We start from the raw sequence: 24,862 nt of genomic DNA, 5'->3' as shown, positions 1-24,862 counted from the left end.
AAAATCATGAGCCAGACACTAAGACAAGCTAAAATTCTAGAACAGATAAGACTCAAAGGTTATCAAACCATTGATGAGTTAGTAGAGTTTTTAGGGGTCACGCCACAAACTATCCGTCGTGATCTGAATCAAATGGCTGAACGAGGTGATCTGGAACGTCATCATGGCGGAGCAGGGCCAGTTTCCAGTACGCAAAATGCGGAATACCAAACTCGTAAGCATGATCATGCTGAAGAAAAACAGCGAATAGCCGCTTGTATCGCCAGTCATATTCCCGATCATTCATCACTCTTCATAAACATTGGTACCACCAATGAAATTATTGCACAGGCGCTATTAGAGCGTTCAGGTTTAAAGGTAGTGACCAACAATTTAATGGTGGCATCCATACTGGCCAGTAAACCTGACTTTACGGTCATCATCGCTGGGGGAGAAGTGCGCAACCGGGACGGCGGTATCGTGGGTGAAGCGACGCGAGATTTTGTCAATCAGTTCAAATTAGATTACGGCATCATCGGTATTAGTGGTATCGATGAAGACGGCAGCTTGTTGGACTTTGATTATCAAGAGGTGCGAATTGCGCAAGCGATTATTGGTAATTCTCGCTATGTTTACTTAGCCGCTGACTATTCTAAGTTTGGTCGTAATGCCATGGTTCGCTTAGGTAATCTTGATCAATGCACGGCCTTGTTCACTGATCAAAAACCACCGGAAAAAATAGTCGCATTACTCAAGCGCGAAAAGATTAATTTGCATATCGCGTCTTAAATTAACCCAACAATCTACCTAAATATTGTTGGATCATCTGTAAAGATACCATCAACGCCCATATCAAATAGACGAGTGGCTTCGTTAACATCGTTTACGGTATAAACATACAGATCCAGCCCAGCATCTTTTATAGCCCTAGCTTGAGGCGGTGTTAGCAGGGTATGGTCTAAATGAACACTCACCGCTTGTATCGCGTCGACCCTTTTCTGCCAATCATCAGGCAGTGCTTCCCATAACTGACCGAGTTGCCAATCGGGTTTTGCCTGATAAATCAGTTTCAATATCTCGTGATCAAAGCTTGAGATAATCAAGCGATCAAAATCTTTCCAGCACTGCTCTATTGCCGTAATCGTTGGGTTAACAATGTCCGTTGGAGCAAAATGTTCATAACGTTTGATCTCTAAATTAAGCCCCATTTCTTGCTTAGCAAGAACATCCAGCATCGCCTCTAGGGTTAAGATCCGTTCATCTTTAAAAACCGCAGAGAAATGACTGCCGATATCGACATCAGCAACATCGCTGTAGCTTAAGCTCTTCAACTCACCCGAGTGATCGGTTAAACGATCAAGTGTGTCATCATGAAAAATAACAACAGACCCATCTGCCATGAGGTTTGCATCTATCTCTACCCAATCGACACCTAGCTTTTGGGTAAGATTCATAGCTGCTAAGGTGTTTTCTGGTGCAAGTTTGGCGCAACCACGATGGGCAATCAAACGACTAGCGATCATTCATTGTGCTTCCTATTGAGGATTATTGAGTTCCAATTTCAATTTTTGATTGACTTCGTGGCGTCGTTTCAGTTCATAGGCTGTTGCAATTAATTTACTTACAACGACTTAATCTGTCTTATCAGTAAGTAAATAACCACAGCCGATAAGCAGATATTTGAAACAGGCATCGCTAACCATACTCCAGATTGACCTATTAGAGCAGGTAAAATACCCAGGAAGGGAAGCTGAATAATGATGTTTCCCATGCTTACAAAAATAGCAGGACGCCCTTTACCAAGGGCTTGGAACCAACAAGCGGCAATCACTAAAAATCCATCTAAAAAGAGTGCGAAGAGCTGTAATCGGATCGCCCAAGTGGTGATATCCAGTAATTCTGAATCATGACGATTAAAAACAGTTGCAAAGAAGGTAGGGAAGATTAGTAAAGCGAAGGTAAATACGATGCCGCTACCAACACCAACTTTGAGCGCCAAGGTAAAGGTTTGCTTCACTTTTTCAATCTGTTTTGCACCATAATAATAACTTACAAGTGGTTGCATACCGCCCGCAACGCCCTCAGCAGCGAGATAATAAAATGCCATCAAGTAACCTGTAATGCTGTAGGCTGCCACTTCAAGACTGCTGCCGTATTTCATCAACAGTAAATTATGCAACACCACTGAAAAGCTAATGTATAAATACATGATCATGCTAGAGAAGCCAGTGGTCGTGATTCGATGAATAAGGGTAAGATTAGGCAGTAAGTCTTGCAGGCAAAAAGTGACGAGCTTCTGCCTTTTTAACAATGCATAGACACATACCAGTATCGACAAGCTTTCTCCGAGAATGGTTGCCAGTGCGGCACCCATTAAACCCCAGCCCAGCCATGCAATGAATAAAGCATCAAAAAAGATATTGCTGATAGCGCCGACTAGAATTGCTACGGTCGCCATTCGTGGGGAGCCCAGATTTCGTACTAGAAATGGAAAAACAATACTCGCTAAAACAATGGGTGCTGCCCAACTCATCATGACTAAATATTCAGTGGCAAATTCTGCAGCGTCTCCAGTGGCCCCTTGTATGTTAAGAAAGCCATCGATGGTAGCTAAAAGTATGAACGCTATAGGAAGACCCGCAATGAGTGGTAAGAGTATTCCCGCACCGATATAACGACGGGCATTTGTCGTCTCACCCGCACCCAATGAAAGTGACGCCTGAGCGCCACTACCGATTCCGATCATCATACCGACAGCCAGCATGACACCAATGAAAGGCCAAGCAAAATTGATCCCCGCTAATCCATCGGCACCGATATAGTGGCCCACAAAAATGCCATCAATAATTTGATAAGTACCGCTGACTAACAGTGCGGCAAGGGAGGGAAGGGTATAGTGCCAAAAGGCTTTATGAAGGGGTGCTGTATTTAAATTCATTCATGATTATGTTTATGCAAAAGTAAGGGCCCTAAAAAGGACCCTTGCATCATATCAGCGAATGAAATCTTTACAACGCTTAGCTCTTATCTGCAGCAGGCTTTGCGGCTGCTGGAGTTGGAGCAGATGCTTTGCGAGCAGTGGCTGGCTTAGCAGCTGGTTTAGCAGCGGCAGCAGCAGGCTTTTCGGCAGGCGCAGCTTCAACTGGAGCTTCAGCTTTAGCAGGAGCTGGTTTCGCAGCAGCCGCTTTAGGCTTAGCTTTTTCAGCAGTGCTAGGCATCAACTTAGAGAGATCAAATTTGCTTAGATCAAACTCTTTGAATTCATTCATGAAAGGAACATCACCTAGTTCGGAGAGGCTCTTTTCAACGATTTCAGACAGTTTGTCTTTAGCTTCGCTCATGGTTGCTAATTCTTTTTCAGCAACGTCTGTAAACTTGGCATCGAGGGTTTTCAAGAACTCAACTTGTAGCTTGATCGCTTCTTTAGGATCTTTAGCATCAACAAGTGACTTGAACTGAGCCAGACTTGAGTTAACAAAGTCAGACACATACTCCGCTTGAATCGCCATTAGCTTTTCTGCGGTGGATTTATTAATTTCAGCCATTTCGATAGCAGGAGAAAATTTCTCTTTAACCGGCTCGAAGTGTTCTTCAGCTTGCTTCATCAAGCTTTCAGACATCTCTTTCATTGGCTTCATGGCTTCGTTGATGCTGTCAGTAACTGGCTTCATCGCATCTTCAAAACTTTTCTTCAGGTCTTTCATCGGGTCTGTCATGGTGTGATCCTCAAACTATCCATTAATTTGTGCAGTGCAGCATAGTGTCTTTCTACAGTATAAAAATTGTGCTGTCAAATTTTTATTGCGCTGCACAATTTTTAAGTATGCTGCACAAAAGATCATCACTTTTTAGCGAAACCTTGCATGGCTTTCTGAACTTCAGCTAGGTAATCGTTATCACCCATCTCTTCCAATGTTTTTTCCATCAGAATAGTTAGTTGAGCTTTTGCTTCACTCAACGCAGAGATTTCTTGCTGAGCGATATCAGATGCTTTCGCTTCAATCTCTTTCATGTAACGAATTTGGGCTTCGATGGCTGTTTTTGGATCTTTAACTTCAGTCAACGCCTTCATTTGAGCAAGGCTAGAGTTTACGAAGTCACTGACATATTGAGACTGCAAACTGATTAATTTCTCAGCAGTTTTTTTGTTAATCTCGGCCATGTCCATCATAGGCTTCATAGAATTTTTCATCTGATCGTACATCGGCATCACCTCTATTTTGAGTTATTGTGCATTGCAGCAAAAATGCTAATGTAGTCAGGACTAGCCTCTATGTCAATGTTTAAATGATGACGGCTTAGTGATGACATTACAGCATCATTCTGGCTGTGGATTGTGCCAAAGATCAGAGCAATTAATCTAATGAACAGGTACAATCGTACCGAAAGTTTAGCACATATTAGTTGATTAAAAATTGATCAGCGTCATGGTTAACATACAGGACTAAAAAACATCTATGTCAGATTTGAATATTTCATCAGCATCCACTAACAGCCAAGCCGAAATTCATCAAAGTTTTGATTTCCGTCGAAGCCAATGGATAGAATCTCTCGCCATTGAAGTGATGGAGTTTGAGCACCGTCAAACTGGGGCTTTGCATTATCATATTCAGGCGGATAATGATGAAAATGTTTTCCTTGTGGCAGTAAGAACCATGCCTGAGGACTCTACTGGTGTTGCTCACATTTTAGAGCATACGGTGTTGTGTGGCAGTGAACGCTATCCGGTTCGTGATCCTTTCTTTATGATGACACGACGCTCGTTGAATACCTTTATGAATGCGTTTACCAGTAGCGATTGGACTGCTTATCCATTTGCCAGCCAAAATCGAAAAGACTTTTTTAATTTATTAGATGTCTATTTAGATGCGGTGTTTTTCTCGCGTCTTGATCCGTTAGACTTTGCTCAAGAAGGTCATCGCGTTGAATTTGAAGATCCTGAAAATCCAGAATCGCCACTGGTTTACAAAGGTGTCGTTTTTAACGAGATGAAAGGAGCGATGAGTTCGCCTGTTTCAACCCTTTGGCAAACCATAACCCGCTATTTATTTCCACAAACGACTTATCATCATAACAGCGGTGGTGAGCCGTCATGCATTCCCGATTTAACCTATGATGATTTGCTACATTTCTATCGCAGTCATTATCACCCTAGCAATGCCGTCATTATGACGTTTGGTAACTTACCGGTCAGTGAAATTCAAGAACGAATTGATACCTTAGCTTTATCGCGTTTCCAGCGCAGTGAATTGATGCTTCAAGTGGAAGATGAAAAACGTTATTTCTCTCCGGTTCGTGTAGAAGAGGGATACGCTTGCGATCAGCCAAGTATGGAAAAACAAACGCATCATGTCATGGGTTGGTTGTTACCTCGCTCGATTGACACTGAAGCGTTGATGGAAGCACATCTATTGTCACAAGTGTTACTCGATAACTCCAGTTCTCCCTTAAGAGCAGCTTTAGAGTCTTCCGAGCTAGGCTCTTCTCCATCGCCTATGTGTGGTTTGGAAGACTCTAATCGTGAAATGAGTTTTCTGTGTGGTATCGAAGGAAGTGAACCAGAACATGCCGATGCATTCGAAACACTGGTATTAGAAACCCTTCAACAGATTGTTGAAGACGGTGTTGATCAATCCATGGTTGAAGCGCAGTTGCATCAATTAGAGTTGTCGCAACGAGAAATTACTGGGGATGGAATGCCATTTGGTTTGCAACTAATTTTGGCAGGACTTTCTGCAGGTATTCACCGAGGTGATCCGCTAAAAGCACTGAATATCGATCCGGCGTTGGAATCTTTGCGTGAAAAAGTGAAGTCACCTGATTTTATCCCGTCACTGATCAAGCGTTGGTTACTGGACAATCCTCATCGCGTCCGTGTTACCTTAAGACCCGATGCAGAGTTAAGTGTGCGTCGCGAAGAGGCAGAAAAGGCTCGATTAAGTGCGATCAAGGCTGAGTTAAGTACAGAGCAAGCTCAAGCCATTGTAGAGCGCGCTAAAGCGCTTGAGGCACGTCAACTTCAAATTGACGATGATAGCGTTTTACCCTGTGTTACCCTAGAAGATGTTCCGGTGGAATTAAACTTCCCAACCCAGGTAGGACTGCCCAATTTATCAAAAGGCTCTTGCTGGTATGCAGCGGGAACGAATGGTTTATCCTATCAGCAAGTGATTGTTGAACTACCGGATCTATCTGAAGCTGAACTGCAATTGCTGCCGCTTTATAGTCATTGCTTAACTGAGCTAGGCTGCGGCGATCGCAACTATCGTGAAAACCAAGCTTATCAAAGTGAAATTTCAGGAAGCTTTAGTGCCAGCTGTTCAGTCAGAGGCGAACCGGAAGACGCTCAAAAAGTGTCTGGCTTTTTAGTCTTGTCGGGTAAAGCCTTAGCGGTTAATCAACATCGTTTAGCGGATTTGATGGCAGAAACCCTGAATGCAGCTCGCTTTGATGAACACAAGCGGATTAAAGAAATTGTCTCGCAGATGCGCTCTCGTCGAGTGAATAGCATCACCGGAAGAGGTCATGCCCTTGCGATGCAGGCGGCTTCTGCAAACTTTAGTCCGGCAGCCAAGCTTTCACACATAACATCAGGGCTTGAAGGCATCCGTCGCTTAAAAGCATTGGATAATTCACTAGCAGATAACAGTGAATTGAACACACTAGCCGAGTCGATGGCTGCGCTTCATCAACGTATTAAATCAGCACCTAGACGCTATCTGATGGTGGGTGAGGCTGAGCATCAACAGGCAATGGACACAGCCTATCAGCAGGTTAATCAAGCATTACCTGACGTGCACAGTGACTTTGTAGCCATATCGTTACCGGAAACTCGATCTGCCGTTCAGCAAATATGGATTACCGATACTCAGGTGAACTTCTGTGCCATGGCTTTTCCAACCGTCACATCGTCTCATCCCGATGCAGCTGCGTTAACTGTACTCGGTGATTATTTACGCAACGGTTATCTGCATCGTTCGATACGTGAAAAAGGTGGCGCTTATGGGGGTGGTGCTGCTCAGGATAATAGCGATGCTGTGTTCCGCTTTTATTCTTACCGAGATCCACGAATAGAAGGCACATTGGCGGACTTTTTAGCTGCTAAAGAATGGTTATTGTCTGAACTTCCTGATCCGAAAAAAGTGGAAGAGGCGATCTTGGGTGTAGTCAGTTCAATCGACAAACCGGGATCTCCAGCGGGTGAAGCTAAGAAAGATTTCCATGCGGAACTCTTTGGTCGAACTCAAGAGATGCGCAAAGCCTTTCGTGCTCGCATCCTCAGTGTGACAGGTGAAGATCTTCAGCGTGTTGCTAAAACTTGGTTAATACCTGAAAAGCAAAGTGTTGCGATTTTATCCAACACAAAACTGTCATCTGATTTACCAGAGAGTTATGAGCGTATAGAAATCTAGCTTATCAAGGATAAGGTCAGACTTTGACTCCACTGACGCAAGGAGCGCTGCTCATTGTTTTATCAGAAATTTTTCTGGTATGCAGTGGCATGATTATCCGGCAGGTCAGCGCAGACCTGCCGACTGAGGTCATTGTGTTAATGCGCAATTTACTCAGTTTAGTCTGGCTGCTTCCTTGGATTCTAAAATATGGTAGAAAAGAACTTCCCACCGCACGTATTCACTTGCATTTTACTCGAGCACTGATCGGTGTAACCGCCATGAGCTGTCTGTTTTACTCTTGGGCTCATTTGCCTTTAGGGCAGGCGGCAATGATCAAACAAACCGCACCATTTTTTCTACCTATTATTGCCCTATGGTGGTTGAAAGAATCCATTTCGACACGGGTAAAAGTTGCCATTTTGGTTGGATTTACAGGGGTTGCTTTTATTCTACAGCCAGAAGAAGGGGTGATACATCTTGCCGTGTTTGTGGGTTTAGCGGGTGCCATGCTAGGCGCTTTGGCAAAAGTGACCATTCGTTCTATGCGGGGGAGTGAATCGGCAAATAAGATTGTCTTTTATTTTGCTTTCTTTGGTTCGTTACTGGCGGCGATTCCAGCCTCAATGAATTGGGTAATGCCGAATCTTGAACAATTCATTTGGCTGTTTGGATTAGCGGCTACATCAACGCTAGCGCAGCTTTTATTAACCCGAGCTTATGGCTTAGCGCCAGCAGGACAACTGGGTCCTTTTACCTACGCATCGGTGATATTTGCAACCTTAATGGGTTGGTTGCTTTGGCAGGAAGCGGTCAATCTGTTGACCTTTATCGGTATTGCAGTGGTTTGCTTAGCTGCGGTGATCATGCTTCGAGGCAAATCTACTGCTTGAATGCGAGAGCCAACAGTACTATAAGCTATTTAACTCAACACAACCGAATAAAATCGCTTAGACATAACTTCTTGGTCGTATACCTAAGGATTAAACGATGGACTCATCAAATCAAACCCGTTCCTACTCGTGGCGTTTTTTTCGCTCGGGTGGCTTTGATCAAGTACAGATCAATTCAGCCGAAGACTTAAAGCATTTAGCAACATTAGATCAAAAGTTATGGTCCGTATTAGCCTGCCCTACGGTTGGGTTAGAATTCGATCGACGCACCTTAGCGCTTTTAGATCACGATGGTGATGGTCGTATTCGAGCACCTGAAATTATTCGAGCGGTTCAATGGGTTTGTAAAGTGCTAAAAACCCCGGAGATACTTTTCGAGAAAAAAAACACCTTACCTCTTGCTGCAATAAATCATGAAGATTCCGAAGGAGCAAGGCTACTGGCAACCGCTAAACAGATATTGCAGTACCTTGGTAAAAACGACTCAGAAGAAATAAGCATTGACGATATTTCCGATACCACTCAACTGTTTACACCAGAGCACTTTAATGGCGATGGTATTATTCCTGTCCAACTGACTTCCGATGAAAAACTGATTCAAATTATCACGCATATCATTAACTGTTATGGTGAAGAGAAGGATCGCAGTGGTGAGCCCGGTGTCAATCAAGAAAAAGTTGATCAATTTTTTGTAGATGCTCAGGCGCTGGTTGAGTGGTTTGATAAAGCTGAAACATCCGCTGATGAAGTTCTCCCGCTAGGTGATAAAACCGCATCAGCTGCTGACCTTTTTGAACAGATTCAAGCGAAAGTGGATGACTACTTTACACGCTGTCAGCTTGCTACATTCGATGAAAAGGCAGCAGTCTCATTAAACCCTGCAGATGAGCTGTATCAGTCACTCTCTGTGTTAGCGTTAGATAGTAAAACGGAGGGGATTGCGGCACTGCCTATTGCGATTGTTGAAGCAGGAAAAGGCCTACCGTTAGTGTCGGGCATTAATCCTGCGTGGTCTACACTTATTCAGCAATTCAACCTAGCGGTAGTAGAACCTATTTTAGGTACCTGTGAAGAGTTGAGTCTAGAAGCTTGGACAGACCTATCATCCCGCTTTAAAGCTTATCGACAATGGATGCTAGATAAACCCGCTTCACCGATCGCCTCGTTGGATATTAGCGAACTAAAACCCCTGTTAACTGATCACACTCAAGAGTCATTAACCAACTTGATTCAGCAAGATCTACATGCAGATACAGCCGCTGAATTAGTGGATAGTATTGAGCGCTTAGTTCGTTATAACAGGGACTTAGTCACGCTACTGAGAAACTACGTTAATTTGGCAGATTTTTATGGTGCAGAACATAAAGCAATTTTCCAAGCGGGAACTCTCTATTTAGATCAGCGCAGTTGCGAGCTTTGCTTGCGTGTTGCAGACCTTAATCAGCACTCACAACAAGCCAGCCTAAGTGGTGCTTATCTGGTTTACTGCTTGTGCACTCGATTAGGTGAAGCCCCGATGACAATTGTGGCTGCCATGACTGGCGGCGATGTGGATGACATGATGGTGGTTGGTCGTAACGGGATATTTTATGATCGCGAAGGCAATGACTGGCATGCATCCGTCGTGAAGGTCATTGAAAATCCTATCAGTGTTAGACAAGCCTTTTGGTCTCCCTACAAGCGTATTGCACGCATGATCAGTGAGCAAATTCAAAAATTTGCAGCGGCTAAAGATAAAGCGGTTGAAGAAAAATCAGCTGCAAATGTTGCCGATGCCAAAGTACCAAACGCTGCTCAAGCGTTCGATATTGCTAAATTCGCTGGTATTTTTGCCGCTGTTGGTTTGGCTTTTGGTGCGTTAGGCACCGCTTTAGCCGCAATTGTGTCTTCCATCGTGCAATTGCCAATTTGGCAGATACCCTTAGTGTTTATCATTATTATGCTGTTGATATCTGGTCCTTCGATGTTACTGGCATCGTTAAAGTTACGTCAGCGTAACCTAGGACCACTTCTGGATGCGAATGGTTGGGCAGTTAATACACGCGCTAGAATCAATATTCCTTTTGGAGGGGCGTTGACTGGCGTTGCCAGCTTACCTAAAGGGTCAAAGCGTACTTTTCAAGATCCGTTTGCGGATAAAAAATCTCCATGGCCTAAAGTCTTGTTTTGGATTGTGTTGTTTAGCGTCATTGGCGGTGTTGGTTATTCTTTTGGATGGTTTGATCGTTACTTGAATCCTCAGGATGAGGCGACTCTGGAAACAACGACTCTGATAGAAAAAGAAACAGTTTCTGGCAACACAACAGTCAATGTAACGGTGGTAGAGTCAGAAGCCACTCCAGTATCGGAAGATGACGCGACGACCGAGTAACACTCTTCCTAAATCTTGTCGTGGGTAATGAGTCCCATCATCTGGGTTCAGATGATGGGATGTTACTATTTGGCCTTAGCTCGACGTGTTAGCGTATAAACCACTTCCGTTGCAGGCTTTTTCTTAGCCCAAACCCCGTCAAAACGACCCTGTCGAACAATATCAAAGGCTTCTGAGAAGAGTTGTTCTACTTCATCTTCTCGAACACAGAAAGGCGGACCTTTAAGCATGCCATCATCGTATTCTAACGAGATTAATAAGATATGAGCGCCTTCAGGAAGCAGTTTGGCCATATGTTGGGCATAGTCAGGACGCATATTCGGAGGAAGAGCGATTAAGGAGGCGCGATCATACACCGCTTCAATGGGAGCGATATCTTCTGCGGTTAGGTTAAAAAAATCACCGGCCAATAAAGTCATTTGATCACTGTTGAAGCGAGTAAAGTGACCTTGCTGTTCACGCGTATAGGGAAGTTGGTTTTCCGTAAAAAACTGCTCTAGCGCCTTATCACTCAGTTCTATACCCAACACTGCATGACCTTGTTCGCGAAGCCAGAGCATATCCAAGCTTTTACCACATAAAGGAACAAACACAGGAGCACCATCACGGATACCTAATGCTTGCCAATGGCTGCTCAAATACTCATTGATCTCTTCTTGATGGAAACCGATTTGATTCAGCTCCCAACGATCTTGCCAGAATTGATGTTCCACTTAGAACTGTCTCCAGATGAGATGAAAATTACTTTTGTTCAGGCTCATAACCTAGGTTGGGTGATAACCAGCGCTCGGCTTCATCCATGGTCCAACCTTTGCGATGTGCATAGTTTTCAACTTGATCTTCACTCAGTTTAGCGACACCAAAATACTGCGAATCTGGATGGCTAAAGTACCAGCCACTCACGGCAGCAGTCGGTAACATGGCAAAGCTATCCGTCAGTGTAATTCCTGTATTTTCTTCGACATTCAGGAGTTGCCATAACAGTCCTTTCTCGGAATGCTCTGGACAAGCTGGATAGCCAGGAGCAGGGCGGATACCTTGATACTGTTCTTTAATCAACGCATCATTATCCAGCTTTTCATCAGCTGCATAACCCCAGAACTCTTTACGAATGCGACTGTGCATATGCTCTGCGAAGGCTTCTGCTAAACGATCGGCTAAGGCTTTTACCATGATGCTGTTATAAATGTCTTGGCGAGATTCATACTCTGCGACCAATTCATCTACGCCAAAACCGGTGCTAACGGCAAAGCCGCCAATCCAATCATCTTTACCACTGCTTTTCGGTGCAACAAAATCCGCTAAGCAAAGGTTAGGTTTGCCTTCTACCTTAAACATTTGCTGGCGAAGGTGGTGAGTTTTCATCAACGTTTGGTCGCGATCGTCACTGGTATACAGCTCAACATCGTCATGTCCCACTTGGTTAGCAGGGAAAAGCCCGATCACCGCATTAGCCTGAAGCCGTTTGTTGTTAATCAGATCATCCAACATCACTTGAGCATCAGCAAAGAGTTTGGTGGCTTCTTCACCGACCACTTCATCCGTCAAAATGCGTGGATATCGACCCGCAAGCTCCCAGGCTTGGAAGAAAGGCGTCCAGTCAATGTAATCTTTAAGCAGATGTAAATCGTAGTCCTTGAATACGTGAATGCCGGGTTTGAGCGGCTTAGGTGGTGTGTAAGCATCCCAATCAATGGGGTAATGATTGGCTCTGGCTGCTTCTAAGGTGATGCGTCTTGAGTCCTGTTGGCGTTCTGCATGGCGTTCGCGCACTGCTTGATATTCATCTTTTATCTCTTTGATAAATTTATCTTTCTTTTCCTTAGAAAGTAAAGAAGAAGCAACGCCAACAGAGCGGGATGCATTAGTCACGTGCACCACTTGGTTGTTCTTATAGTGAGGTTCGATCTTTACAGCGGTATGGGCTTTAGAGGTAGTCGCACCACCGATCATTAAAGGAATATGGAAACCTTGGCGTTGCATCTCTTTGGCAACATGCACCATTTCATCCAGTGATGGCGTGATCAAACCGGACAGCCCGATGATATCGGCATTGTGTTCACGAGCGGTTTTTAGGATGGTTTCGCTAGACACCATGACGCCCAAATCGATCACTTCAAAGTTGTTACATTGCAACACTACACCGACAATGTTTTTACCAATATCATGCACGTCACCCTTTACGGTTGCCATGATCACCTTACCAGCGGAGCTGCTGGCATTATCGGCTTTAGCAGCTTCGATATAGGGCATTAAATAAGCGACCGCTTTTTTCATCACGCGTGCCGATTTAACCACCTGTGGTAAGAACATTTTACCGGCACCAAACAGATCACCGACCACACCCATACCATCCATTAAAGGGCCTTCAATCACCTGAATAGGGCGTTCGAACTTTTGACGACACTCCTCGACATCTTCGTCGATGTAATCCGTAATGCCTTTAACCAATGCATGCTCAAGGCGCTTTTCGACACCCTGTTCGCGCCATGATAAATCTTGAGTTGAAGAGGATTCACTGGCACCACCACGATATTTTTCTGCCAATTCCAGCATTCTCTCGGTGGCATCACTGCGACGATTCAAGACGATATCTTCAACGTGTTCTTTTAAATCAGCGGGTAAGTCATCATAGATCGCTAACTGTCCTGCGTTAACGATACCCATATCCATGCCGTTACGAATGGCGTGATACAGGAAAACACAGTGAATCGCTTCACGGACTTTATCGTTACCACGGAAAGAGAAGGATACGTTGGACACACCGCCTGAAATCATTGCATGGGGTAGATGCTTTTTAATCCAATGAGTCGCTTGGATAAAATCCACCGCATAGTTGTCGTGTTCTTCAATACCGGTGGCGATCGCAAAGATATTTGGATCGAAAATAATGTCTTCGGGTGGAAAGCCAACTTTTTCAGTCAATACTTTATAAGAACGTTCGCAAATTTCGGTCTTGCGCTGATAGGTGTCGGCTTGTCCGGTTTCATCAAATGCCATGACGACAACCGCCGCACCATAGCGACGAATTTTACGCGCCTGCTCGATGAAGTTTTCTTCGCCTTCCTTTAAGCTGATGGAGTTAACAATCCCTTTACCCTGAATCCGTTTTAAGCCTTGCTCTAGAATCTCCCACTTGGAAGAGTCGAGCATGATCGGTACGCGAGAGATATCGGGTTCAGAAGCGATCAGATTCAAGAAGCGAATCATGGCTGCTTCAGCATCGAGCATCCCTTCGTCCATATTGATATCGATAATCTGCGCGCCGGATTCAACTTGCTGACGGGCTACATCGAGTGCTGTTTCATAGTCACCTTCTTTGATGAGTCGACGAAAGCGGGCTGAGCCGGTAACGTTAGTTCGCTCACCGACGTTAACAAACAGGGTATCGGCACCGATATTTAACGGCTCAAGACCTGCTAGTCGGCATTCAACGGCAATATCAGGGATTTGGCGGGGAGGGCAAGACTCAATCGCTTCGCGAATGACGCGAATATGATCGGGCGTGGTACCACAGCAACCACCAACAATATTGACAAAACCTGACTCAGCCCATTCACGAATTTCCACCGCCATCTGCTCTGGCGTTTCATCGTACTCGCCAAAGGCATTCGGCAAGCCCGCATTGGGGTGAACCGACACATAGGTATTGGCAATACGTGACAGCTCTTCTACATATTGACGCAGTTCCTTGGGACCCAAAGCACAGTTCAAGCCGATACTGATAGGGCGAGCGTGATTGACGGAGTTCCAGAAGGCTTCTGTTGTTTGTCCAGACAGGGTGCGGCCAGAGGCATCAGTAATGGTGCCAGAGATCATCACAGGAATACGGATATGGTGATCATCAAAATACTGCTCAACAGCATAGATAGCTGCTTTAGCATTTAGAGTATCAAAGATGGTTTCGATCAAAATCAGATCCGAACCACCTTCTAATAATCCATCAATGGACTCGGTATAGGCTTCCACCAACTCGTCAAATGATACATTTCGATAACCGGGGTCATTAACGTCAGGAGAAATAGAAGCAGTTCGGTTGGTCGGGCCTAATACACCAGCCACATAACGAGGGCGATCCGGTGTCTCAGCACTCACCAAATCACCGGCTTCTTTTGCTAAGCGCGCAGCCGCCACATTGATTTCTCGGCTGAGACTTTCCATCTCGTAGTCAGCCATGGCAATCACGGTCGCATTGAACGTGTTGGTTTCAATAATATCGGCGCCAGCACGTAAATATTCTAAGTGGATATCACGTATCAGATCAGGCTGTGTTAGCACTAACAGGTCATTATTGCCTTTGACATCGGTGTGCCAGTCCGCGAAACGACTACCGCGATAGTCTACTTCTTCAAGTTTACGATTTTGAATCATGGTACCCATACCACCATCCAAAATCATAATGCGCTGGTTCAACGTTTTTTCTAAAGAGACAAAAGTGCTGGATCTGCTCACGAAGCTTGGCCTTTATAAATAACTGACACAAAAATAATCGTGAATTGTACCTGAAAAAATCACTGCGTTGTCTGAACCCTATTCATGATGGGATGAAAAACTTTCTAATAGTGAAAATTGAAAAACTTGATTATCAACATCAGCTTGGCTTAGATTGTCGACACATTGATGAGTTGAGCTAAAAATATTTTATTTTTGCACAAGCCCATATCAAGGGGGCTGCGGAGGTATATAGTCAAAAATCATCCTTTTGTCTTAGTTAAATTGTGGGCTAGTTTGGTTAAAGTGTCAGCCTATGAAAGGGTCAAGTGTCAACAATAATAAGACCAGCCCCTCAATTCGTGTTCTAAAACTAATCAAAAGGGCCCGCTCTATGTCCTATCATGCTGAATACACTAAGTCTGTCGAAAATCCTGAAGCCTTTTGGGCAGAAAAAGCAGCCGATGTGCCCTGGTACAAAAAGCCGGAACAGATCCTGTCAAAAGATGAAAATGGAATCTACCGTTGGTTTGCCGATGGTGAAATGAATACCGCTTACATGGCGCTTGATTACCATGTTGAGCAAGGTCGTGGTGACCAACTTGCGATTATTTTTGATTCGCCTGTAACGGATACTCGCAGCACTCTGACCTACAAAGAGATGCGTGATCAAGTTGCATTATTTGCAGGGGTATTGAAAAACCAAGGCGTAGGAAAGGGCGATCGTGTTGTTCTTTATATGCCGATGATCCCTGAAGCCTTAATTGCGATGTTTGCAGTTGCACGCCTCGGTGCCATCCATTCTGTTGTATTTGGCGGCTTTGCTCCACACGAATTGGCTGTACGTATTGAAGATGCTGAGCCCAAAGTGGTTGTGTCAGCGTCCTGTGGCGTCGAAGTTAAAAAGATTATCGAATACAAGCCTATGTTGGATGAGGCAATTCAACTATCAGCGCATAAGCCTGACTCTTGTATTGTTATTCAGCGTCCACAAGCGAAAGCTGAATTAATCGATGGTCAAGATATCGATTGGCACGAAGCCATGGCTAAAGCAGAACCTGCTGATTGTGTTCCTGTTAAGGGTACCGATCCTTTATATGTGCTTTACACTTCGGGCACTACCGGTAAGCCGAAAGGTGTTCAGCGTGATAATGGTGGTCATGCCGTTGCGCTTAAATATTCCATGAAAGCCATCTACGACATGGAGCCAGGCGATGTCTTCTGGGCAGCATCCGATGTTGGCTGGGTGGTAGGTCACTCCTATATTGTTTATGCACCGCTATTAGCTGGCTGCACCACCGTTGTGTATGAAGGCAAGCCTGTTCGTACTCCGGATGCCGGTGCTTTCTGGCGTGTATGTGCCGATTACAAGGTTAAAGCCCTGTTTGCTGCACCGACTGCTTTCCGTGCTATCAAGAAAGAAGATCCTGAAGCACTAGAGTTCAAAAAATACGATACCTCTGCATTGAAAACTATCTTCATGGCAGGTGAGCGTTTAGATCCACCAACCTATGACTGGACTGTCGAGAAAACCGGTAAGCCGGTTGTTGATCACTGGTGGCAAACGGAAACCGGTTGGGCTATTTGCGGTAACTTGACTGGAATTGAATTAAAGCCAACTAAGCCTGGCTCTTCAACACTACCGATTCCAGGTTACAACATTGAAATTCTTGATGCAGAAGGTAATCCATTACCACGCGGCGAACAGGGTTCAATCGCGATAAAATTACCGCTTCCACCTAGCTGTTTAGCAACCGTTTGGGGTGATTTTGAACGTTTCCGTACCGGTTACTTAACCGAAGCACCCGGATACTACACCACCGGTGATGGTGGTTACATGGATGAAGAAGGTTACGTCTTTATTATGGGTCGTACCGATGATGTCATCAATGTGGCAGGTCACCGACTGTCCACAGGTGAAATGGAAGAAATTGTCGCAGCGCATCCCGCTGTAGCAGAGTGCGCCGTGATCGGCGTCAACGATCCGCTCAAGGGACAAGCACCAATAGGTCTTGTTTTGTTGAAAGATGGGGTGGAAACGGAAGAAGAGGTACTGGAAAAAGAACTGATTGCCATGGTACGTAAAGAGATAGGTCCTATCGCTTGCTTTAACCGTGCGATTGTCGTTCAGCGCTTGCCAAAGACCCGCTCCGGAAAGATCCTCCGCAAACTGCTGCGCCAGATCGCTGATGGTAAGGAGTACACTATTCCTTCTACAATTGATGATCCAGCGAGTCTTGCGGAAATTGAAGGTATTATGAACGAGCAAGGTTTGGTGACTAAGTCTTAACCCGTAAATTCATTACTTTTTGGATCTAACAGGGCAGCTTCGGCTGCCTTGTTCTTTTAGAAAGATGGAAATACTTACCCCTCAGATCTAGATCCAGATACCTGTTTTGTGACATGCTTATAATGGATGAATAAAGTATTAGCTTTGTAGCAGGGAGATCGAACCATTCTGACCAAACCTTACCACCCTCATTTACGAAAATGGCTTAAATGTGCAGGATTCAGCTCAGCATTAATGCTGAGTTCATGGCAGGTCTCTGCGGATCAGTTGCAGTTAAGCGTAAATGGTGTCAGTGATGAAATTGCTGGTAACGTTAGGGCCTTTCTCAGTATCGCTTCATTAGAGGATCAGTCCATCACCAGTGAAAGTCGTTTGCGGTTTTTGCACAGACGTGCCATGGATGAAATTCGTGAGGCACTGGAACCTTTTGGCTTTTACAATCCTGAAATTAAAACTGAGCTAAACCAGCTTAGTGACGGTAATTGGCAAGCGATTTACACGATTACACCGGGTCCTCAGGTCATGCTGACACAGGTGAATATACAGCTGTTAGGCGAAGGTAAAACCGATCCTTTTTTTAATGAAATTGTTGAAACAACGCCTTTGAAAACTGGTTCAGCACTGGATCATCAAGCCTACAATCGATTGAAAAATCGACTTCAATCAGTTGCTGCTGAACGTGGTTACTATCGTGCTCGTTTTCAGCGCTCAAGTATTTTTGTTAATCGTGACGATAACTCCGCTGAAATCAATGTCACCTTTGCCACTGGTCAACGAACTCGCATTAGTGAAATACGCTTTTCTGAATCGCCGATTTCTGAAGATCTACTTCGGCGCTATCCCCGCTTTACTGAGGGTGATTTTCTTGATGTAACACAGTTAATTGATCTGCAATCCGCCTTAATCGACAGTAATTACTTCGCCGACGTCGAAGTATTGCCTTTGCTTAATGAGCTAGAAGAGGGTGAGATTCCCTTACAGATCTCTTTAACTCCTCGTCCTAGAACTCTTTACCGTGCCGGTATTGGTTTTGGTACAGACACCGGCGCAAGAGTTCAGCTCGGTATGGACCGGCGTTATGTCAACTCCCGAGGACATCGCTTAAATACCAATTTGAGGCTTTCTCAGATACGTAATGATATTAGTGGAAGTTATATGATTCCGGGAACGGATCCCCGTTCAGATCAATATGGCATACGCGGGCGTTACAGCGATGAAAACTCAGATACTATCGAATCACAAACTTATTCAGTTGGCGGTATCTGGCAAAAGCAAATTGGAGACTGGGAGCGGGTGCTAACACTGGACCTTGAACAGGAGCAATTTACGTTTGATGACGATACTCAAAATGTTTTACTGCTTATTCCACGAGCCAAGTTTAGCAAAACAGTCGCTGATGATCTTTTTAATACACGCAAAGGACATAGTTTAGGTTTTAGTGTCGCAGCCACCTCAGACTCATTAGTTTCTGACATCAGCTTGCTACAATTGACCCTCAACGGAAAGCGTGTAGATCCTTTGGGAGATAACTGGCGGTTATTAAGTCGGTTTGAGCTGGGTGCTACTTACACAGAGAGTTTTGAGAAAGTCCCTGCCAGTATGCGTTTTTATGCCGGCGGTGATAACAGCGTTCGTGGCTATGACTTTCAAAATTTAGGCCCAACCAGTGCCAAAGGAAATGTCATCGGTGGTCAATACTTAATGGTAGGTAGTGTAGAAGCAGATTATATGTTTCGTCCTGACTGGCGTATGGCCGCTTTTATGGATGCGGGTAATGCCTTTGATGACTTTAGTGAACCGGTGAAAACCAGTGTTGGAGTCGGTGTGCGTTGGCAATCACCCGTTGGCCCGATTCGTCTTGATTTAGCTAAACCCATTGAAGACAGTGGCTTTAGAATACATTTTACTCTAGGACCTGATTTGTGATTTTGAAACGTCTTCTTCTATATCCATTACTGCTTATTTTTATACTGATCTATCTATTGTTATCTATCGTGTATGTACCAGGTGTTCCTTCGCTAGCCTTAAAAGTAAGTAAAGGCTTCATACCTGAAGACATTCACATAGGCTCTATATCAGGCTCTTTCTCTGGAGTACTAATACTTAAAGATATTCAATATAAACAAGATGATACATTAATAACATTAGATAGTGCTTTACTAGAGTGGAAGCCGTCTTGTCTGCTTCGCTCGCACCTCTGTATTGATAACATTCAGCTAGACGGACTTAGCCTACACCTTCCAGAATCACAAAATGAAACAGAACCCTCTACTGAGCCGTTTTCATTACCCGATCTACCCGACATCACCTTGCCGATTACATTGCAACTGGATGCTTTTCAGATCAACGACATTGAGGTGTTTTTGGGTGAACAGCAGTTTACTTTAGAAAAAGTTGCTCTATCTGTCGCTTTCACTGATCAATTAAGTATTGATTCATTTCAGTTACAGCAAGGCAACACACGGATCGATTGGCAAGCACAGATTCAACCCAGTGGTCATTATGATCTATCGTCAAATCTAAACTGGTTTATTGAAACAGCCGATATTGAAAACATTCTAAACCAAGCTCTTGATCTTCCCGTCAATTCACCCATCGTTGGCAGTTTAGCGATTAATGGTGATCTACAAGAGTTGAGCGTTGCTCTTGAAAACCAATTGTCCACTGAGTTAACAGGGCCTGTGTCTCTAAAACTTCTCTCAAAAGTAGCGCCTTATCAAGAAACCTTAACGATTGAAAATTTCCTGATAAAATTGACTGATACCTTAGCTGAAATTTCGCTGACAGGTGAACTGAACAACTGGTTTGACCCTGAAATGGACTTTGCGTTAACTGCGAAAGAAATAATTTACCCCTTGATTGATGAAGGGGAGCCGACGATTGTTCAGGTTCCTGAAGCAAATCTTACCTTAAAAGGGCAACTATCTGATTTTCAGATGGGATTGCAAACATCCTTATCAGGTCATGATATCCCTGAGATTACGGTTAACTTTAATGGTTCTGGTAATCTAGAGTCTTTTAACGAGTTTACTCTTTCAGCAGCACTATTAGGCGGTGAAATAGATATACAGGGTAGTGCTAATTGGGCTGAACAGATCTCATGGGATACCCGTGTTTGGGTTAGAAATTTAAATCCAGGTCAATTCAATCCAGAGCTTGAAGGAAATGTACAAGTTGAGCTGGTCACTCGTGGTCAGCTAGAAGAGTCTGGTCCCAACCTATTCATTGATCTGATAGATCTATCCGGCGTCTTTCGCGAGCAAACGTTAAGGGGTCAAGGGCAAGTTGCTTACTCGACTAATGCTATTGATATTGACTCACTTCTTTTGGGATTAGGTGTCACTCAACTTGATGTCAACGGCACCATGCAAAACGAACAGCTTGCGCTTAATTTCAATCTAAATGCGCCAAATTTATCCACGTTACTACCGGATTTAGCCGGTCAATTGAGAGCCTCTGGTCAAGTCAATGGCCCCATGATGACACCTGAAATTAGAGCAGACATTTCAGGAGAGGGTCTGGCTTTCCAAGAAAATAAGGTTGCAGAGATTACCGGTCGTATTCGTGCTGATATCAGTGGTGCTTCAGACTCTGACATTGATTTAACCTTAACAAATGTTAATGTAGCCGGCGACCTATTAGATAGCGTTCAACTAACACTGAATGGCAAGCCTGACGCACACAGATTAAAACTAACGACAGTTGGAGAGTTAATTAATCTTTATGCCGAGATTAATGGTCGCTTTGATCAAGCTCAATCATCCTATGCTGGGCGTCTATCAGATTTAGAACTAGATAGAAGCGAAATAGGGCGTTGGACGCAATCAAATACGTCAAATTTCAGTTTTCAAGCACCTAGCTTTAGATTGGAGCAAACCTGTCTCGTTCAGTCACAAGGCGAGGCCCAGTTGTGCTTAAGCGCTAATCGTAATAATTCCAATCGCTTAAGTGCCGATTTTAGTTTATCGGATCTATCCCTCAGATTGCTTGATCCGTTTTTACAGGGTGTAGAAGTTGAGTCCAACCTGAATGTATCAGGTCAATTCTCTCAACAAGGGACACAACATCCAGAAGCTCAATTTGTAGTCTCAACAACGCCTGGGCGATTAATGACGCCCGACGACCAACCTGACTTTGATCTAGATCCTATTCGTCTCGATGCTAACCTCAGTGGCGATAACCTTAGAGCAGAGTTATCAGCACTCTTTTCCGAAATGGATGGACAGGTGTTAGCGAATATTAATGTTCAGCAATTATCTAGGCAGCAGCTATTAACAGGCGATATTAATCTGTCTTTAAATGATCTTGCTATGATTAGTGTTTTTGCGCCTGCAGTACAAGCAATCGAAGGTCAACTTGAGGGGCGTTTTTCCTTAGCGGGTAGTTTAACCGCACCGATCATTCGCGGATTCTTTGATCTACAAAATGGCGCTGCTGAACTGCCTGCTCAGGGTATCCGACTTTCTCCTTTGCAACTATCTATTCGCTCCGAAGGTGAAGAAGGCGAAAAAATGACGTTACAAGGATTAATCGGATCTGGAAATGGCGAGATTCGCCTGAATGGTGAATTTAATTTAGCTTCAATGGAAGGTTTGCTCACCATTAAGGGTGAAGATTTTGAGGCCATGGCCACTGAGATTAACTTACTTATATCACCCGATATGTCTATCAGAGTCGATGATGCCATTCGTGTAGGAGGTAGTATTACCGTTCCTTACGCCTATATCACTCCGCCGAGACAGCAAGCCCAAAATGCCATTAGAGCCTCTGAAGATGTTGTGTTTGTTGATGATGAAGCTGAAAGCTTTTCCGAAAGAAACCTCCCTTTGATCACGGATCTACAATTGATTCTGGGTGACTCTGTTGTTGTTAACGCTTTTGGCTTTAATGGTCGATTATTAGGGCGACTTCGTATTCAAGATGATGGCATGACAGCAACTCGAGCATCAGGTTCTATCCAAGTAGAAAGCGGTGACTATCGTTTGTTTGGTCAAAACATGACAATTCAGCGTGGTAGCTTAATATTTAGCGGTGGACCTATCGATAACCCAGGTCTGGATTTACGGGTTTCAAGAACCGTTGACACAGTAGAAGCCGGCGCAAGGATTGTAGGAACCTTGTTAAACCCTGAGTTCTCATTGTTTTCGGTGCCGGCAATGCCTGACAGTAGTATCATGTCATACCTCGTGTTAGGACGGGGGCCTGGAGAGTCATCTGCATCAGAACAATCAATGATGCTGCAAGCAGCCATGGCGCTCACGATGCAGGGTGGTAATACGATAACCGGACAACTTCGTGAAGAGTTAAGTCTTGATGAGTTCGGTTTTGATACTGACGATGCTGGCTCTTCAGCCTTTTTTATTGGCAAATATCTGACGCCTAGATTATACATACGTTATGGTGTTAGTTTATTGGAGTCAGTTGAGGTACTCACGCTTTCCTATCGCCTATCATCGATGTGGAAAGTAGAAACACAAAGTAGTAGCGTAGGCAGTGGTGCTGATTTCTTCTATACCCGTGAACGATAGCAGGAAAAGGTTTAAAACTTCTTAAAGCTGAAGTATTATTCAGCCTGCATTTTGATTGTATTTGAGGATAATAAATAAGATGACAGATCCCGTTTCAGATTATCTGGGACAGTATAGCTACGACCAACTTTGCGAGGTCGAGAAAAGGATTGAAGGCATCATTAAACGCAAACAGTCTCAACAACTGGCCAAACAAACGGAAAGCTGTTCTTCTCCTAGCGCTAAAACAAGTTCGACAACTAATACGCCCAAAGAATCGACTTTTAAAATTCCCACTTCACCAGGCTATAACAGCACGGAACAATTGGCAGAGTCATTAGGTCTAGATATTAGTGGATTATTAAAAGAAGCTAAGGCCTGGTCGCGTTAATGTCAAAAAACATATTTAATTTTATTCCACGATTATTTTTAGTGGGATGCTTATTGATTTGCTTTTCTGCCTATTCTTTACCAGCTAAAGCAAATGATTTGCCCTTGGCGTCTATCTATGTAGCCGTTGCTCCACTTGGCTCTACAGAAGCACTCTATAGCAAACGAGCCGATGAAGTTGTTCCTATTGCATCCATCACAAAACTGATGACTGCTTTAGTGATACTTCAATCTGGATTACCTCTTGAAGAATCCTTACAGGTTAATCGGATAGGTAATACCTTTGGTAAAAATTCACCATCGAGATTACGTCCGGGCACGCGAATTTCTCGTTTAGACCTGCTACGTATGTCGTTAATGTCGTCTGAGAATTTGGCAAGCTATACCTTAGCTGAGAATTATCCCGGTGGATCAGCGGCATTTGTGAGTGCAATGAATGCAACCGCTGCATTACTCGGTATGACCAATACCCGCTTTACTGATCCAACGGGCCTATCCCCGTCGAATGTCTCGACTGCAAATGATTTGCTTTTACTGGCCGCGGCAACTTATCAATATCCAATTATTCGCCAACTATCGGTGCAGGGGCAAGCAGATATGCACTTCCGATCTCCTGCATATTCACTTGCATACACCAACACAAACCCTTTAACACGGAATGAAAATTGGCGCGTACTATTAAGCAAAACAGGATTTCTTGCTGAAGCAGGTCGATGCTTAGTGATGATAGCTGAAATCAACGGAAAACCAGTCACGATGGTGTTTCTGGACTCTGAAGGTTTACGAACGCCGATTGGAGATGCTGGACGCACTAATCGCTGGTTAAGAAATCAAGATCCCGGTGAATTGCCACCGGCAGCAATCGAGTACGCGAGAAACCGTTTAGCGCTAAGATAAAACTAAACTGAAAGCTCAACGGCTTAACAATATTTTCTCTACTTGCTCACGGATTCTCAAGAAAGGAATGGGTTTTTGAATAACTGTGCAATCTTCAGGCAGGGGTTTATGCTCTGCCAAAGATTCCTCATCCAAACCCGAGATAATCATTAAAGACATTTGATCAAGCAGTTGCTGCCTTTCTAACGCCTCTACAACAGCGAAACCATCTATATTTGGCATTTGTAGATCCAGAATGAGAAGATCTGGATTGCAGCGACCAACTTCTATCAAACCCTGATAACCGTCATTGGCAAGTGTTAATTGAATGGGTAGGCCCCAGCTATTGATGGTTAACTCGTAAAGACGCAGTAGGGTTTTGTCATCATCCACTACCAGTATCTTTGCGGGTTCAACTTGAGTTTTTTTGCTGGAAAGTAGTGTTGCTTGTTGTTCAGCTTTTGAATCAGACAATACAGGAGAACAGCCATCGAGAATTTCTCTAGCAAGCTGTTGAACAGCTGACAAATAAAAACGGCGATGTCCACCTGGCGTTTTCCAGCTATCCAGTATACCCGCGTCAGCCCATAGCTGGATCGTGCGGGGTGTTACACCGAGTAACTCAGCCGCTTTACGGCTAGTGCACACTTCTTCTTTCACAAATATTTCTCTTGTCAAAAAGGAGAATCATACCGAATTACGTCTAACAAGAAAATCAGAGAAGTAGATTAAGC

Annotated in this window: 16 protein-coding genes; 9 read left to right on the top strand and 7 right to left on the bottom strand. The window is 44.2% G+C overall.

Annotation, left to right across the window (positions count from 1 at the left end):
- The first annotated feature begins 6 nt into the window (after positions 1-6).
- Positions 7-768, top strand: a complete 762-nt coding sequence (locus tag F7R24_RS07730) for a DeoR/GlpR family transcriptional regulator (RefSeq protein WP_151670681.1) — start codon at positions 7-9, stop codon at positions 766-768.
- A gap of 14 nt (positions 769-782) precedes the next feature.
- On the opposite strand, the gene F7R24_RS07725 is transcribed toward F7R24_RS07730, so the two are convergent.
- The 4 genes from F7R24_RS07725 to F7R24_RS07710 all read right to left on the bottom strand — a co-directional run bounded on the left by F7R24_RS07725 (position 783) and on the right by F7R24_RS07710 (position 4,183).
- Positions 783-1,502, bottom strand: coding sequence for a glycerophosphodiester phosphodiesterase family protein (locus tag F7R24_RS07725; protein WP_151670680.1), 720 nt, complete (start codon positions 1,500-1,502; stop codon positions 783-785).
- Positions 1,503-1,600: 98 nt separating this feature from the next.
- The gene (locus F7R24_RS07720) at positions 1,601-2,917 is read right to left on the bottom strand and encodes an MATE family efflux transporter (RefSeq protein WP_151670679.1); all 1,317 of its coding nucleotides are present in this window, start codon (positions 2,915-2,917) and stop codon (positions 1,601-1,603) included.
- Positions 2,918-2,996: 79 nt separating this feature from the next.
- Positions 2,997-3,695 (bottom strand): phasin family protein, encoded by a 699-nt coding sequence (locus F7R24_RS07715; protein ID WP_151670678.1) that lies wholly within the window; start codon positions 3,693-3,695, stop codon positions 2,997-2,999.
- A 125-nt stretch (positions 3,696-3,820) separates the two neighbouring features.
- Positions 3,821-4,183 carry a phasin family protein gene (locus F7R24_RS07710; RefSeq protein WP_168926796.1) on the bottom strand — a complete coding sequence of 121 codons (363 nt, stop codon included), beginning with the start codon at positions 4,181-4,183 and terminating at the stop codon, positions 3,821-3,823.
- A 253-nt stretch (positions 4,184-4,436) separates the two neighbouring features.
- Between F7R24_RS07710 and F7R24_RS07705 the strand changes: the two genes are divergently transcribed.
- The 3 genes from F7R24_RS07705 (at position 4,437) to F7R24_RS07695 (ending at position 10,634) form a co-directional block, all read left to right on the top strand.
- Positions 4,437-7,391, top strand: coding sequence for an insulinase family protein (locus F7R24_RS07705; protein WP_151670676.1), 2,955 nt, complete (start codon positions 4,437-4,439; stop codon positions 7,389-7,391).
- Between the two features lie 23 nt (positions 7,392-7,414).
- Complete coding sequence (locus F7R24_RS07700) at positions 7,415-8,263, top strand: DMT family transporter (RefSeq protein ID WP_240776033.1); 849 nt, start codon at positions 7,415-7,417, stop codon at positions 8,261-8,263.
- Positions 8,264-8,360: 97 nt separating this feature from the next.
- On the top strand, positions 8,361-10,634 hold the full coding sequence (locus F7R24_RS07695; RefSeq protein WP_206057498.1) for a hypothetical protein: 2,274 nt from the start codon (positions 8,361-8,363) through the stop codon (positions 10,632-10,634).
- A gap of 65 nt (positions 10,635-10,699) precedes the next feature.
- Here the strand turns inward: F7R24_RS07695 and F7R24_RS07690 are convergent, their stop codons facing one another.
- On the bottom strand, positions 10,700-11,347 hold the full coding sequence (locus tag F7R24_RS07690; RefSeq protein ID WP_151670675.1) for a thiopurine S-methyltransferase: 648 nt from the start codon (positions 11,345-11,347) through the stop codon (positions 10,700-10,702).
- Between the two features lie 28 nt (positions 11,348-11,375).
- On the bottom strand, positions 11,376-15,086 hold the full coding sequence (gene metH / locus F7R24_RS07685) for a methionine synthase (protein WP_151670674.1): 3,711 nt from the start codon (positions 15,084-15,086) through the stop codon (positions 11,376-11,378).
- A gap of 373 nt (positions 15,087-15,459) precedes the next feature.
- Here metH and F7R24_RS07680 point away from each other — a divergent pair, with 373 nt between their 5' ends.
- The 5 genes from F7R24_RS07680 (at position 15,460) to F7R24_RS07660 (ending at position 24,149) form a co-directional block, all read left to right on the top strand.
- Positions 15,460-17,355 carry a propionyl-CoA synthetase gene (locus F7R24_RS07680; RefSeq protein ID WP_151670673.1) on the top strand — a complete coding sequence of 632 codons (1,896 nt, stop codon included), beginning with the start codon at positions 15,460-15,462 and terminating at the stop codon, positions 17,353-17,355.
- A gap of 234 nt (positions 17,356-17,589) precedes the next feature.
- Positions 17,590-19,281 (top strand): autotransporter assembly complex protein TamA, encoded by a 1,692-nt coding sequence (locus tag F7R24_RS07675; RefSeq protein WP_151670672.1) that lies wholly within the window; start codon positions 17,590-17,592, stop codon positions 19,279-19,281.
- Positions 19,278-22,883 (top strand): translocation/assembly module TamB domain-containing protein, encoded by a 3,606-nt coding sequence (locus F7R24_RS07670; protein ID WP_151670671.1) that lies wholly within the window; start codon positions 19,278-19,280, stop codon positions 22,881-22,883. Before F7R24_RS07675 ends, F7R24_RS07670 begins: the two co-directional genes overlap by 4 nt.
- A 79-nt stretch (positions 22,884-22,962) precedes the next feature.
- Positions 22,963-23,253, top strand: a complete 291-nt coding sequence (locus tag F7R24_RS07665; RefSeq protein WP_151670670.1) for a hypothetical protein — start codon at positions 22,963-22,965, stop codon at positions 23,251-23,253.
- Entirely contained in the window at positions 23,253-24,149 is an 897-nt protein-coding gene (locus F7R24_RS07660; RefSeq protein ID WP_151670669.1) for a serine hydrolase, read from the top strand. Before F7R24_RS07665 ends, F7R24_RS07660 begins: the two co-directional genes overlap by 1 nt.
- Before the next feature lie 15 nt (positions 24,150-24,164).
- Here the strand turns inward: F7R24_RS07660 and F7R24_RS07655 are convergent, their stop codons facing one another.
- Complete coding sequence (locus tag F7R24_RS07655) at positions 24,165-24,788, bottom strand: response regulator (RefSeq protein ID WP_151670668.1); 624 nt, start codon at positions 24,786-24,788, stop codon at positions 24,165-24,167.
- Positions 24,789-24,862: the final 74 nt, after the last annotated feature.

This window comes from Nitrincola schmidtii (assembly GCF_008973715.1).
GTDB lineage: Bacteria > Pseudomonadota > Gammaproteobacteria > Pseudomonadales > Balneatricaceae > Nitrincola > Nitrincola schmidtii.
This window is presented reverse-complemented; position numbering and strand designations above follow the sequence as displayed.

Coding starts and splice junctions, on each gene's coding strand:
- F7R24_RS07730 (WP_151670681.1), top strand. CDS start 7: ATGAGCCAGACACTAAGACAAGCTAAAATTCTAGAACAGATAAGACTC.
- F7R24_RS07725 (WP_151670680.1), bottom strand. CDS start 1,502: ATGATCGCTAGTCGTTTGATTGCCCATCGTGGTTGCGCCAAACTTGCA.
- F7R24_RS07720 (WP_151670679.1), bottom strand. CDS start 2,917: ATGAATTTAAATACAGCACCCCTTCATAAAGCCTTTTGGCACTATACC.
- F7R24_RS07715 (WP_151670678.1), bottom strand. CDS start 3,695: ATGACAGACCCGATGAAAGACCTGAAGAAAAGTTTTGAAGATGCGATG.
- F7R24_RS07710 (WP_168926796.1), bottom strand. CDS start 4,183: ATGTACGATCAGATGAAAAATTCTATGAAGCCTATGATGGACATGGCC.
- F7R24_RS07705 (WP_151670676.1), top strand. CDS start 4,437: ATGTCAGATTTGAATATTTCATCAGCATCCACTAACAGCCAAGCCGAA.
- F7R24_RS07695 (WP_206057498.1), top strand. CDS start 8,361: ATGGACTCATCAAATCAAACCCGTTCCTACTCGTGGCGTTTTTTTCGC.
- F7R24_RS07680 (WP_151670673.1), top strand. CDS start 15,460: ATGTCCTATCATGCTGAATACACTAAGTCTGTCGAAAATCCTGAAGCC.
- F7R24_RS07675 (WP_151670672.1), top strand. CDS start 17,590: ATGCTGAGTTCATGGCAGGTCTCTGCGGATCAGTTGCAGTTAAGCGTA.
- F7R24_RS07665 (WP_151670670.1), top strand. CDS start 22,963: ATGACAGATCCCGTTTCAGATTATCTGGGACAGTATAGCTACGACCAA.
- F7R24_RS07660 (WP_151670669.1), top strand. CDS start 23,253: ATGTCAAAAAACATATTTAATTTTATTCCACGATTATTTTTAGTGGGA.